The following is a 13558-nucleotide window of genomic DNA, read 5'->3' on the forward strand; positions in this document are numbered from 1 at the left end:
GAAGCAGATACTTTTCGGGAGAAAGGTATCTGTTTTTTTGGTGAACTTGTTTAAACCTAGAATATGCTATATGATGATAGATTGAAAAGGTGGCGAGCAAGATGAAAGAAAAATTACAAGCAATCATTGAAGAAAATACACAAGAATTTGTTCTCAGCCAAAAGAGAGAAAAATTAACTGCCAATGAGTTAGCTGACAAGCTGAATCAAAAGCGTAATACGGTCAGTAAATACTTGAATCAGTTGTGGGAGCAAGGGGTTTTCATTAAAATTAATACTCGACCAGTGTTATTTATGTCTAGGAAAATCTTGAAAGATGCAGGATATTTAGTGGAAACTGCCTCCGTTGAGACCATTTCCGATTTAAAAAAATTAGAAGAAAATACATTTATGAAACTAATTGGAATCAACGGTAGCTTACAATCGGCCATTCAACAAATTGAAACCGCAACCATGTATCCAGATAATGGTCTAGCCTTTATTTTATTTGGTCCTTCGGGTTCTGGAAAGTCCTATATTGCAAAATTATCGCATCAATATGCAATTAGCCAACGATGTCTATCCAAAGAGGCGCCTTTTATCGTCTTGAATTGTGCGCAGTATGCCGATAATCCGGAGTTACTGTCTTCCTTATTGTTCGGTTATGTCAAAGGCGCATTCACGGGTGCAGAAGAAGAAAAAGAAGGCCTCTTAGCTGCGGCTGATGGAGGGATTTTGTTTTTAGACGAGGTGCACCGGTTATCACCAGAATCGCAGGAAAAATTATTTATTTTTATGGATAAGGGAACGTATACCCCTCTTGGAGCGGTCAAAGAAACCAAAAAAGCCAATGTACGTTTAATCTTTGCGACAACTGAAAAAAGAGAAAAATTCTTATTAACGACATTTATCCGACGAATCCCGATTCAAATTGAATTGCCAAACTTGCATCAACGCAGTGAGCGAGAACGATTAGAATTAATTTATACGTTTTTCCAAGAAGAGTCGGTTATTTTAGATACGACATTGTCGATTAGCAGTCGCGTGATTCAAGTGTTGATGCACTACCAATTTGCTGGTAATGTGGGAGAATTAAAAAATACGATTAAATATTTATGTGCATTCCAGTATCGAAAAATGGATCGAAAGCGTCAATTAATTATTAATACGTCACTCTTACCAGAAGAAATTTATGCTTTGGTCGAAGAAGAAAACACAATTAGCCCTGTAAAAAATATTCTTATCTCTCCCAATACCTTGATTCGTGAGTTGGAAGGACTCGGTAAATCCAAAGATGCATCGAAAATTGATAAGTTATTTGAAGAAATTTTATCCTTGTTTCAACTATACGAAGAAGAACTAACTAGCAATGAGTTTTTGAAAAAAGCTTTGCTAAAAGTGGATTTAATGATGGACAGTTTTGTGTTTGATAAAATGAGTGAAAATAACCGGATGTTGTTGCAGATGATTAATCGGAAAGTAAAAAGTATCATGAATTTCTTGGAAGAAGACTATCACTTAACGATTTTTAAAAACGGCGCATTTTACATTTCAAGCTATCTTTTTTATCGGATGCAACAAAATTATCTGGAAAATGAACATGAATCTAAATTTGCCAAATTAAAGCAATTTTTGATGAATAGTTACAATGAGGCTTATGAAAATGCCAAGAATTTAATTTTTCTACTAGAGAACAAGTTGGATATTTTCTTAAACACCAAAGATGAGATTTTACTCACTTTTTATTTGATTAGTACCGATTTGCAACAACGTGAAGAACAACGGAGCAAAGTCCTGATTTTAGCGCATGGCTTTGCGACAGCCAGCAGTTTAGCGAATGTTGGCAATCGCTTATTGAATCAACAAATTTTTGAAGCATTTGACATGTCTTTAGAATCAACAGCCATTGAAATTGGGCAAAAAGTCGATGAATATATCCAAAAAAATCGTGACAATGAAGAGTTTATTTTTCTCGTCGATATGGGTTCTTTACAAGAAATTGAACGTTACATTCATCCGAGAGATTCAATTTTTATTGGAATTGTCAATAATGTGACAACGTCGATGGTTCTGTCAGTCGGACAAATGATTATTAACAAAATGGATCCTAAAACACTAATTGATACCATTCAAGCAGAACAACAAATTGAAACCAAATTCTATTTACCTAAAAATAAAACCCGTCGCATCATCATTACCACATGTATGACGGGAATTGGTACCGCTGATCAAATTAGAAAACTGATTGAAAATAGTTTGGAAGAAGATTATAACATTGAAGTATTTTCGATGAATTACTATTCCTTGAAGCATAATGGTATTGGTCCAAGTATCTCACCGGAAGAAGTCATTACCATCATTGGAACGGATAATCCACATATCAACAATATTCCTTATATTCCTTTAGAGAAACTAATTTCGGGCGAAGACGGGACATTTACAACGGTAATGAGCGATGTTTTGACAAAAGAAGAGACCGAACAGTTAAACCGAAAAATCATTAAGAATTTTTCTTTAGACAAAGTTATTGAATCAATTACGATTTTGGAAAGTCGCACAGTAATCAATGAAATTGAAAAAATTCTTGCACAGTTTGAAGTGTTGTTTAATCGCAAAATTGAAAACAAAATCCAAATGACCTTGTATGTGCATATCGCTTGTTTAATTGAACGACTCATTCGTAATCAGGCAATCAATGAGTATCCGGAAGAAAGTTTCAATGAGATTCCGACCAATGTGCTAGATGCTATTCGCAGAGTTCTTAGTGGGATAGAAAATAAATATAGTGTGACGATCCCACCATCCGAATTAGGCTATCTTTACAGTATTCTCTTTGAATATCAATAAAAATCAGAAAGCAAGAGGTGTCCCAGTAAGTTGGTACGCTTCTTGCTTTTATTAGGTATGAGGAGGGAATTTATGAAAAATGAACTGAGATTTATCCTAGCAAGTCATGGACCGTTTGCACGTGCAGCATTAGAAACATTGGAAATGATTGCTGGGAAGCAATCGAACATGACAGCACTAGAACTTCAATTTGGTGAAGGACTAGAGGAATTTGTTGGAAAGTATGAAGCAGAAATTGCTCAGTATCCAGAAGACACGATTATTATTTTGACCGATATTTTTGGTGGAACACCATCAAATGCGGCATTACAACTATTGTTTAATCATGAGAATATTCAAGTTTTTTCAGGCTTTAATATTCCGTTAGTTTTGGAATTATCTACGATGTCTTTTGAGAATGTAGCAGATTTATGTGCCTTTGCTGAAAAGAATTGGCCCAACTATTTAACAAATATTAATCAACAAATGCAAAAAAGAGAGGAAGTAATAGAAGATGAGTATTGAATTAATTCGTATTGATGACCGTTTGATTCACGGACAGGTAGCAACAACTTGGTTGAAAGATTATCAAATTGAACAAGTCATTATTGCCGATGATGAGACGAGTACCAATGAAATGAAAAAAACAATGGCAACAGTTGCAGCGCCAACCGGTGTGCGTGTTCATGTGTTTGATGTTGAAAAATTTATTCAAGTGACAAAACGTAACCCAATTAAACGTCGTACACTATTATTATTTACAAATCCTGAAGCAGTCAAAAAAGTCTTAGATAGTGGGATTGATGTGCCCGAAGTGTTTGTTGGTGGCATGCGTTCAACACCAGAACGTCGCAGAATTTCAAAAGCAGTGAATATTTCAGAAGCAGAAGAAGCCATTTTTAAAGAATTAGACCAACGTGGGGTGTCATTAATTGTTCAAACGGTACCGCGAGATGAAAAAAATGAGTTATTAAAACTACTATAGGAGGAAAACAGCATGTTCATTCAAGCACTTTTATTAGGGTTGTGGGGCGGCTTCTGTATGTTTGATGGGAAAGCTTGGCATTTTGGCTTTCAAAAACCATTGTTAGCAGGAACGGGAGCAGCAATTATTTCAGGAGACATTACCCAAGGAATTATTATTGCCGCAACATTGGAATTAATGTGGCTAGGTACCAACAATGTCGGTGTTTATACACCACCAGATATTATTGCAGGATCAATTATTGGCGTGTCAATGGGTGTTCTTTCTGGCGGAGGTGTCGCAACAGGGATTGCAGTTGCTATGCCAGCAGCTTTATTAGTTCAACAGTTAAATATTGTTGCACAAACAGCGAACATTGGTTTAGCCCATCGAGCAGATGCGATTGCACGTGAAGGGGATTTGTTCTCTAATAAAATCGCTCGCTTGCATTGGTTGGGTGGTTTATTCATTGCATTGACGCGAATTGTCCCAATTTTCTTAGTTGTCTTGTTTGGTGTACCAATGATTGATACTGTCTTGTCGTATATTCCAGAGAGCGTATTAGAAGGCTTAACTGTGGCATCAAAACTAGTATCAGCAGTCGGTTTTGCGATGTTGTTACGAATGTTGTTACAAAAAAATTCATGGGTGTTCTTACTGGTCGGTTATGTTTTAAATGCTTACTTGAACGTACCAATTCTAGGTGTTGCAATGTTAGGAATTGCGATTGCTTATTTCTATGATCGTTTAATTGTAACCGAGGAAGCAGCAAATGAAGCACCTCAAGTTGTTGTTGGCAACCAAGCGTTTGAAGAAGAGGAGTATGACCTATGACAGAACCAAAAACAGAAAATTTATTGACAAAAAAGGATTTAAATCGCTTGTTCTGGCGGGCACAAACCTTAGGTGTTTCAGGAAATGCAGAACGTGGCGGGAATTTAGGTTATTTGTATTCGATGTTACCATTTTTACGGAAAAAATATAAAGAAGGTAGTCAGGAAGAACGAGCAGAAGCTATGACTCGCCATTTAGAATATATGGTCACGCATCACGTACCACAGTTTCTGTTGCTAGGAACATCGATGGCATTAGAAGAAAAAACGGATGAGAGTGAAAAAGATGTTGTCCGAAATATGAAAGTCAGCTTAATGGGACCGATGGCTGGTTTAGGGGACAGTATTTTAAGCTACACGTGGCTAGCTATTTGTGGCTCAATTGGGGCTAGTTTAGCCATGAATGGTAGTTTGTTGGGCCCGTTAATGATGTTCTTCTTAGTGAATGTCGTTTGGATGCCCCTAAAATATTGGGGGATTACTGCCGGCTATGAAAAAGGCGTTGAATTATTAAATGCGCCAGGTAGCAAGAATGTTATCGGACGTGTGTCAACAGCTGCCAATGCAATGGGAACAGTTGTCGTTGCTGCATTGATAGTGAGTAATGTTAAAATTGGTTTAGGATTGGAATTTACATTAGGTAAAGACAATGTGTTAAACGTCCAAGAAATGTTAGATCAAATTTTACCGAAATTGTTACCAATTCTGTTAACTTTTGGTTGTTATAAATTCTTACAAAAAACCAATGGTAGACATGTTGTAGCTCTAATTATTGGTTTGTTGGTCCTAGGAACCTTGCTGTATATGGGAGGGATTTTAGCCTAATGTCTGATCAATTTTATGAAATTCATTTCTTTGCGGAATCTCTGATTAAAGAAGCGGGCGAACTGATAAAAAAGAGACTGACAAATGATGTAACGATTACTACTAAAGCACATGCTCACGATTTTGTGACAAATATTGATCAAGAAGTGGAGCAATTTTTTTATGAGCGGATTATGAAGGTTTATCCAACACATCGCATCATTGGAGAAGAAGGCACGAACAGTGAAGCCAGTTTTTTAGAAGGAATTGTGTGGGGCATCGATCCAATTGATGGCACATCGAATCTTGTCTATAAGCAAGAAGACTTCGCCATTTCTGTGGGGATTTACTCAGATGGTATCGGTGAGCTTGCATATATTTATGATGTGATGGCAGATAAATTTTACCATGCCAAAAAAGGGCAAGGGGCGTATATGAATTATCAGAAACTTAGTGAACGTGTAGATCGTTCATTAGAAGACAGTCTCGTGTATACGCGCTTTAATTATATCTATGACAATAAATGTAATGTCAATCAAATCATTCAGCATAGCCGAGGACTAGGACATATGGAATGTGCATCTTTAGGCTTTGTCGAACTTGGAAAAGGTACAATTGATGTGATGATTGGTAAAGGTAATATGAAGTTCTGGGATATTGCTGCCGGTAAACTATTTGCTGAAGAATGTGACGTGATTTTTGAGGGTGTGGATGGTAGCCACTATACCACATGTGAAGCAAAAGACATCATCGGTGCTGGATCGAAACTGATTGATGAAGTAAGAGGCGAATATTTAGCATAAAAAGCAGAGCAATCTGCTTTTTTTTGTTGCAGTACTCGTTTTTTATTTTCTGAAAAAAACACACCAACTTTTCTGAATCATGCTATACTTTTCTTTGAAACAAAAAGGAGGAGCTAGGGTGTTAATTGGGGTGTTGGTTAATAGTGCAGCCATTATTATCGGAGGCTTTTTAGGAGCCATCTTACGAAATATTACGGAAGAAATGAAAGATACAGTCACAAAAGGGATTGGCTTAGGTGTTTTGGTTCTAGGCGTTCAGATGGCAATCAAGACTCAATCGTTTACGTTGATGATTATTAGTTTGTGTATTGGGGCGATGATTGGTGAATGGGTAGACATTGAAAATAGGATGAATCGGTTAGGTTTATTTTTGGAAAAACGTTTTGCTCGTTCGGATAGTAATTTTGCGGAAGGTTTTGTGACAGCTTCGCTTATTTTTGTGATTGGATCTATGGGCATTATTGGTTCAATTGAAAGTGGGGTATCGGGGAACCATGCGACTTTATATACGAAAGCTGTGATGGACGGCTTTTTATCAATTATGTTGACGGCTTCGTTAGGTGTGGGGGTATTATTTTCGGCAATCCCTATTTTTTTGTATCAAGGAACCATTGTGTTAGCTGCGAGTGTCTTGGTGCGTTTGATTCCACCGGAGTTGATGACGGAATTAATGGGGGAAATTAGCGCAATTGGTGGCATTATGATTCTAGGAATTGGTGTGAATATTTTAAAACTTAGCTATATTCGCGTGTCGAACTTTTTACCGGGAATTGTGGTGATGATTCTTCTGATGTGTGTGCAGTATGTTTATTTTTAGGTTATCATTAGGCTTCTTTTTGAACTTGTGGTACGCTAGCAAAGAGGGGGTCATGAGATGAAGTGGCTAATTTGGTTACTGAGTGTGATTGGTATTGAGTTGACAGGAATTGTGTCGAGTTTTTTTGCTGGAGATATTGCTGGAATGTATCAAGAATTGCAAAAACCACCGTTGTCACCAGCAGGTAGTGTGTTTGGAATTATGTGGACGATTTTGTATGCCTTGATTGGGACGGCACTGTTTTTATTAATTACGTCCAAAGCGAAAGGCAAGCAAACGGCAATTGTTTTATTCTTCCTTCAACAAGCCTTGAATTTTTCATGGAGCATCATTTTCTTTGGCGGTAGTCATTACTGGCTAGCAAGTGCAGTAATTATTGTCTTGATTTTCTTAATTATCATCTGTATCAAAGTTTTTTATCGGATCAATCGATTCGCAAGTTACTTATTTATTCCTTATCTATTATGGTGTCTTTTTGCCGGATACTTATGTCTTGGTATCGCCATTTTAAATTAATAAAAACGACGCGAACAATTTGCATGTAAAGCAGATTGTTCGCGTCATTTGTTGTTTTGATGTGATTTAGATATATTCTTCTGTTAATGTCATGAATTCTTCGACATCTTTTAAGACCATATCAATGCCTGCTTGCCAGAAGTCTGGTTTTGTTAAATCAGCTTGCAAGTGTTTTTGCGCTAACTCTTCTGTCGTCATAGATGCAGTGTCACGTAACAACGCGATATATTCGTCTTCAAAGTTTGTGCCTTGTTGATTCGCATATGCATAAATCCCCATACTGAATAGGTAACCAAATGTATATGGGAAATTATAAAACGGTACATCATCAATGAAGAAATGTAATTTTGCTGCCCAGAAATGTGGGTGGTAGCAACCTAGACTATCTAAATAACTTTCTTTTTGGGCTTCCAACATCATTGTGCTAATTTGTTCAGAAGAAACCAAGCCTTTTTGGCGAGCTTGATAGAAGTTATTTTCAAAAATGTAACGAGTATGGATATTCATAAACATCGCAATGGCGTTTTGCATTTTTGCATCTAACAAATTAATTTTTTCTTCTTTGGTTTTAGCTTCTTTTAAGGTTGCATCGGCCACGATTAATTCTGCGAAGGTACTTGCTGTTTCGGCCACGTTCATCGCATATTCTTGGTTTAATCCGGGTAAATCCCACAATACACTACTGTGGAAAGCATGTCCTAATTCATGGGCAAGGGTTGCAACTTCATTGACTGAATTGCTGTAAGTCATGAAAATGCGTGATTCTTTGGTTTCTGGCAGGCTTGTACAATAACCACCTGGACGTTTACCAGGGCGATCTTCGGCTTCAATCCATTCTTTTTCAAAGGCCATTTGAGCAAATGTCGCCATTTTAGGGCTGAATTTTTGGAAGTTTTCGATGATAAACGTTGCTGCTGCATCAAATGAGTATGTTCGTTCTTTCATGTCACCTAAAATAATTGGGGCGTCTTGGTCTTGCCAATCCATTTTTTCTTTCCCAAATAGTTGTGCTTTGCGTGTTAAGAAATCGACGATCGGTTGTTTATTCTTTTGAATAGTCGCCCACATCGTATCTAAGGTCTCTTGCTTCAAACGATTGTATTCCAAAGGCTCTTTTAAGTAATTATCTACGCCGTGTAATTTTTGAGTAGATAAGCGGAAACCGTCTAAATGATTCAAGGTATCTGCGAATAAATCGGCTTTTTCGCTCCAAGCTTGTTCCCATTTTGTGAATAGGTCTTGGCGAACAGTGGCATCAGGATCGCCCATCATTTTATTGAAGGCTTGCCCAGCCGATAATTCAACTGTTGTGCCATCTGCTTGTGTAAATGGAATGGCAATACTTGCTACGATGGTGTCATAATGTGCACTCCAAGCGTTTAGACCATCAAGTTGCAACGTGTTGATAATATTTTCTTCTGCTTCAGAAAGCAATTCTTTCCCGTCACGACGAATTTCCCCTAGACGAAAAGCCACGGGTTGTAACTGTTCAGAAGCCATTAATTCTTCCCAATCACCTTCAGTAATTTCCGTTAATTTTTTAGAAAAAATCGTGCTTGCTAACTGATATTCCGGCAATTTGTTGAATAAATCGCCGTACAAAATTTTGGCTTGGCTATCGTTGACGTTACTTGATAATAACGCATTGATAAAGCTTGAGCATTGCTCGAAGCCGTTGCTGATTTGTTCCGCTAACGTTAATAACTGAGCCAATGGTTCGACTTCTTTTGAGGGTTGCCATGCAGTTACTGCTGTATGGTAAGTATGAATTTCTTCTGATAGTTGTGTCATTCGTTGTGCCAGTTCAGGCGATTGACTACCACCAGAAAAAATCGAATCTAAATCCCAATTCATTGCATATGTCATAAAAAAACCCCTTTCTTTTTCCGTATCTAGTATAACATAAGAAATTTGAAAAGAGTTTTCTTGTCGCAGAGAAAATGCTAAGATAAGAGAAGTTGAGGTGGAAAAATGTTAAAGAAAAATAGAAAAAACGGCAATTTGTATCTATGGATTGGCTTAATTATGATGGGAATTTTGTTTTACAGTTCGTCACAAACCTATGAACAACAATCACAAATTGGTCTTTTGTCGAAAATGTTGAAAAATGAGCCACTGAAAGCTTGGTTTACCAATGTTTCGTTTATGTATGGTGGCAGTGAAGTGAGTTTAGAAGCCAAAGGGTATTTTTCATTTGTGGAGTTTTTTATTCGTAAGCTAGCGCACTTTAGCACGTATTTTATTTTAGGTGGTAGTTTCTTTTTAGGCTTATTTCCTAAAGTTAACTCATTGATAGTGGCAGCCTTTTTTGGCTGGCTAGCCGCAACGGGTTACGCAGGAATAGATGAGTTTCATCAAATGATGACAAGCGGTCGTACCCCGTTGTTTCAAGATGTGATGTTAGATTCTGCAGGTGCTTTAACTGCCGTATTATTGTGTTGGATGTTGTTAGGTATTAAAAGAAAACGTTGGCTATAAAAAAGAATGGAGGAATTTAGATGGCTGGACATAGTAAATGGAAAAATATTCAAGGAAGAAAAAATGCCCAAGACGCGAAACGAGGCAAAATTTTCCAAAAATTATCACGTGAAATTTATATTGCAGCAAAAAATGGTGGGGCCGATAGTGCGTCGAATCCTTCATTGCGCTTAGCGTTGGATAAGGCAAAAGCAGCTAATATGCCTAATGATAATGTAGAGCGTGCCATTAAAAAAGCGACGAGTTCGACAGACGGTGCCAATTATGATGAAGTCACTTATGAAGGATATGGACCTGGTGGCGTGGCAATTTTAGTTGAAGCATTAACGGATAACCGCAATCGAACGAACACCAATATCCGTGTGGCTTTTAGCAGAAATGGCGGGAGTTTAGGAGAAACAGGTTCAGTTAGCTATATGTTTGATCGAAAAGGCTATATCGCGATTGAGCGTACAGATCTTGCGCTTGATGAAGAAGATATGCTTGAAAAAGTACTCGAAGCAGGTGGCGAAGATTTAATCACTACGCCAGAAGTTTTCGAAATTTATACAGCAGCCGAAGACTTCACAAGTGTTCGTGATACGCTAGAACAAGAATTTACTTTAGCACAAGCAGAATTAACCATGATTCCTCAAACAACGATTGCGTTAGATGAGGCACAAAAAAATCAACTTGAACAATTAATTGAAAAACTAGAAGATGATGATGACGTGTCAGAAGTATATAGTTCAGTTGAAGAATAAGAAGAAACCAGTAATCTAAGGATTGCTGGTTTTTTTAGTATCTGTTTAAAAGAGTTAGAACGTGTTTAAACATAGAGATAAAGAAGAAACGTTGGTAAAGCAAGTATTGTTCTGTCTATTAGTTGGCACGATACTTGCTTTTATATAAATGTGAGGTGAAGGAGATGCAAAGAAAGTACTTAATAGTAAGTCATGGAAAATTAGCAACAGGCTTACAAAGTTCGCTTGATATTCTAGCGGATAAGGGACATGTTTTTCAAACGATTGATGCGTATGTAACGGACGAAGATTACACCAGTCAAATTACAACGTTTATTGAATCGGTCGGCGAAGAAGAACAGGGCATTATTTTTACAGATTTATATGGAGGAAGTGTCAATCAAAAAGTAGTTGCTGAAACAATGCACGCCAAAAAAGAGAATATCTTTATTATTTCAAATACGAATTTAGCAGTGATTTTAACCATTCTTTTTTCTAGCGAACCATATTTAACAGCTGACATGATCCAAAATATGATTGAAGAAAGCCAAGTTGTATTTGTACCAACAAAAGTGACAGAAGATGAAGAAGACGTATTTTTTTAGGAGGAAAACAAAATGATAAAACAAATTAGAGTAGATGATCGATTGATTCATGGACAAGTAGCAGTTGTTTGGACCAAAGAATTAAATGCACCATTATTAGTCGTGGCAAATGATGAAGCGGCTAAGAACGAAGTGATGCAAATGACTTTGAAAATGGCGGTTCCCAATGGCATGAAACTACTAATTCGTTCGGTAGATGATGCCATTAAAGTGTTTAATGATCCTCGAGGAAAAGATCATAAAATTTTTGCGATTGTGAATTCAGTTAGTGATGCAAATAAGATTGCACAAAATGTGCAAGATATTGAAAGTGTCAATGTAGCCAATGCTGGACGCTTTGACAAAACGGATCCAAAAGACAAAACGATGCTTTTCCATAGTGTCCAACTAAATCCTGTGGAGCTAGAAGCAGCACGTGAATTAGCAAAATTGACACATCTACAAAGTTACAATCAAGTGCTTCCAAGCAATCCGCAGTTATCATTAGCGAAAGCATTGGAAAATTTATAAATTAAAAAGGAGGAACGCATATGTTAATGCATGCAACGATGGCAGCATTAAGTGTATTTATTTGTTTTGCAGGGAACTATTTAACAGGACAAAGTATGATGGAGCGACCGTTAGTCGTTGGTCTAGTAACGGGCTTACTCATGGGTGATTTAAAAACAGGGATTTTGATGGGGGCCTCTTTAGAAGCTGTCTTTATGGGAAATGTCAATATAGGTGGTGTAATTGCTGCGGAACCAGTGACAGCAACAACCTTAGCAACAACTTTTGCAATTATCGCAAATATTGAACAAGAAGCAGCAATGACGCTAGCAATTCCGATTGGTATGTTGGCAGCCTTTGTAGTGATGTTCTTGAAAAATGTCTTTATGAATATTTTTGCACCATTATTAGACAAAGCTGCTCGTGAAAACAATCAATTTATGATTTCATTTCTGCACTGGGGAACTTGGGTCATTTACTACCTGATTATTGCTTCGATTTCATTCTTTGGCATTTTAGCTGGAAGCGGTCCAGTCAATGCGTTAGTTGAAAATATTCCAGAAACATTGATGAACGGCTTAAGTGCTGCAGGTGGTTTGTTACCAGCTGTCGGGTTTGCGATGTTAATGAAATTATTATGGGACAATAAATTGGCGGTCTTTTACTTGTTAGGTTTTATTTTGACAGCCTATGTCCAATTGCCAGCCGTAGCCGTTGCTGGAATCGGGATTGTCATCGCTGTGATGATTTCTCAACGTGATTTCCAATTAGCACACCAACCAGCAATGGCAGGTAAAAAAGAAACAATGACGATGGAAGAAGAGGAGGAGGACTTTTTCGCATGAAATTAAAAGAGAATTTAACACCAGAAGATAAAAAAATGATGCGGTCGATGTTTTGGCGTTCATGGACCATGAATATTAGCCGAACAGGGGCAACGCAATACCATGCAGTCGGTGTGATGTATACCTTGATGCCTGTCATTAATCGTTTTTATAAAACGAAGGAAGAAAAAGCAGATGCACTTGTCCGTCATACGACATGGTTCAATGCGACCATGCATTTAAATAATTTCATTATGGGGTTAGTCGCTGCCATGGAAAAGCAAAACAGCGAGGAAGAGTCGTTTGATGATAGCTCAATCACAGCGGTTAAAGCGTCTTTAATGGGTCCTTTATCGGGAATTGGTGATGCCTTTTTCTGGGGAATTTTGCGAGTGATTGCAGCAGGAATTGGTATTTCAATTGCTAGCACTGGGTCAGCAATGGGAGCGATTGTTTTCTTAGCTTTGTATAATATTCCGGCTTTCATTATCCATTACTATGCTCTATATTCTGGTTATTCCGTAGGGGAAACGTTTATTCAACGGATGTATAAAAGTGGCGGGATGCAAATTTTAACTAAAGCTTCAAGTTTATTGGGGTTAATGATGATGGGGAGTATGACTGCTTCGAACGTGAAATTTAAAACGATATTAGAAGTCGGCGTTAAAGGTAGCGAAGAAGTCATGAAAATTCAAGATTATTTAGATCAATTGTTCGTTGGTCTAGTCCCTCTTGTTGTGACATTATTAGCTTTTTGGTTGCTTCGGAAAAAAGTTAATGTAAACTTAGTAATGTTCGGTATTATGTTCTTAGGGATCATTTTAGGATTATTGGGAATTTGTTAAATATTAGACGTGGAAGAGATACTTCCACGTCTATTCATTATTTGTATGAAGTAA

15 protein-coding genes are annotated in these 13558 nt (G+C 37.5%); 14 read left to right on the forward strand and 1 reads right to left on the reverse strand.

Going from position 1 to position 13558, the window contains the following annotated elements:
• Positions 1 to 101 precede the first annotated feature (101 nt).
• The 8 genes from BAU17_RS06585 (at position 102) to BAU17_RS06620 (ending at position 7541) form a co-directional block, all read left to right on the forward strand.
• The gene (locus BAU17_RS06585; protein WP_161902037.1) at positions 102 to 2825 is read left to right on the forward strand and encodes a sigma 54-interacting transcriptional regulator; all 2724 of its coding nucleotides are present in this window, start codon (positions 102 to 104) and stop codon (positions 2823 to 2825) included.
• A gap of 72 nt (positions 2826 to 2897) precedes the next feature.
• Entirely contained in the window at positions 2898 to 3329 is a 432-nt protein-coding gene (locus tag BAU17_RS06590; protein WP_161902038.1) for a PTS sugar transporter subunit IIA, read from the forward strand.
• Positions 3319 to 3789: a PTS sugar transporter subunit IIB gene (locus BAU17_RS06595; protein WP_161902039.1), complete on the forward strand. Its 471-nt coding sequence runs from the start codon at positions 3319 to 3321 to the stop codon at positions 3787 to 3789. The genes BAU17_RS06590 and BAU17_RS06595 overlap by 11 nt, the downstream gene beginning before the upstream one ends.
• A 12-nt stretch (positions 3790 to 3801) precedes the next feature.
• Complete coding sequence (locus tag BAU17_RS06600; protein WP_161902040.1) at positions 3802 to 4602, forward strand: PTS mannose/fructose/sorbose/N-acetylgalactosamine transporter subunit IIC; 801 nt, start codon at positions 3802 to 3804, stop codon at positions 4600 to 4602.
• Complete coding sequence (locus BAU17_RS06605; protein WP_161902041.1) at positions 4599 to 5426, forward strand: PTS system mannose/fructose/sorbose family transporter subunit IID; 828 nt, start codon at positions 4599 to 4601, stop codon at positions 5424 to 5426. The genes BAU17_RS06600 and BAU17_RS06605 overlap by 4 nt, the downstream gene beginning before the upstream one ends.
• Positions 5426 to 6208 carry an inositol monophosphatase family protein gene (locus tag BAU17_RS06610; RefSeq protein ID WP_161902042.1) on the forward strand — a complete coding sequence of 261 codons (783 nt, stop codon included), beginning with the start codon at positions 5426 to 5428 and terminating at the stop codon, positions 6206 to 6208. Before BAU17_RS06605 ends, BAU17_RS06610 begins: the two co-directional genes overlap by 1 nt.
• Before the next feature lie 79 nt (positions 6209 to 6287).
• Positions 6288 to 7025, forward strand: a complete 738-nt coding sequence (locus BAU17_RS06615) for a DUF554 domain-containing protein (protein ID WP_161902043.1) — start codon at positions 6288 to 6290, stop codon at positions 7023 to 7025.
• 57 nt (positions 7026 to 7082) lie between these two features.
• Entirely contained in the window at positions 7083 to 7541 is a 459-nt protein-coding gene (locus BAU17_RS06620; protein WP_161902044.1) for a TspO/MBR family protein, read from the forward strand.
• 66 nt (positions 7542 to 7607) lie between these two features.
• On the opposite strand, the gene BAU17_RS06625 is transcribed toward BAU17_RS06620, so the two are convergent.
• Positions 7608 to 9407, reverse strand: coding sequence for a M3 family oligoendopeptidase (locus tag BAU17_RS06625; RefSeq protein WP_161902045.1), 1800 nt, complete (start codon positions 9405 to 9407; stop codon positions 7608 to 7610).
• A 105-nt stretch (positions 9408 to 9512) separates the two neighbouring features.
• Between BAU17_RS06625 and BAU17_RS06630 the strand changes: the two genes are divergently transcribed.
• The 6 genes from BAU17_RS06630 (at position 9513) to BAU17_RS06655 (ending at position 13504) form a co-directional block, all read left to right on the forward strand.
• Positions 9513 to 10019, forward strand: coding sequence for a VanZ family protein (locus tag BAU17_RS06630; RefSeq protein WP_161902046.1), 507 nt, complete (start codon positions 9513 to 9515; stop codon positions 10017 to 10019).
• 20 nt (positions 10020 to 10039) lie between these two features.
• Positions 10040 to 10762 carry a YebC/PmpR family DNA-binding transcriptional regulator gene (locus BAU17_RS06635; protein ID WP_161902047.1) on the forward strand — a complete coding sequence of 241 codons (723 nt, stop codon included), beginning with the start codon at positions 10040 to 10042 and terminating at the stop codon, positions 10760 to 10762.
• 164 nt (positions 10763 to 10926) lie between these two features.
• Entirely contained in the window at positions 10927 to 11346 is a 420-nt protein-coding gene (locus tag BAU17_RS06640) for a PTS sugar transporter subunit IIA (RefSeq protein ID WP_161902048.1), read from the forward strand.
• 12 nt (positions 11347 to 11358) lie between these two features.
• A complete protein-coding gene (locus BAU17_RS06645; protein WP_161902049.1) occupies positions 11359 to 11856 on the forward strand; it encodes a PTS sugar transporter subunit IIB in 498 nt (165 codons plus the stop codon).
• A 20-nt stretch (positions 11857 to 11876) separates the two neighbouring features.
• Complete coding sequence (locus BAU17_RS06650; RefSeq protein ID WP_161902050.1) at positions 11877 to 12680, forward strand: PTS mannose/fructose/sorbose/N-acetylgalactosamine transporter subunit IIC; 804 nt, start codon at positions 11877 to 11879, stop codon at positions 12678 to 12680.
• The gene (locus BAU17_RS06655) at positions 12677 to 13504 is read left to right on the forward strand and encodes a PTS system mannose/fructose/sorbose family transporter subunit IID (protein WP_161902051.1); all 828 of its coding nucleotides are present in this window, start codon (positions 12677 to 12679) and stop codon (positions 13502 to 13504) included. The genes BAU17_RS06650 and BAU17_RS06655 overlap by 4 nt, the downstream gene beginning before the upstream one ends.
• Positions 13505 to 13558: the final 54 nt, after the last annotated feature.

The organism is Candidatus Enterococcus willemsii (assembly GCF_009933335.1).
Taxonomy (GTDB): domain Bacteria; phylum Bacillota; class Bacilli; order Lactobacillales; family Enterococcaceae; genus Enterococcus_F; species Enterococcus_F willemsii.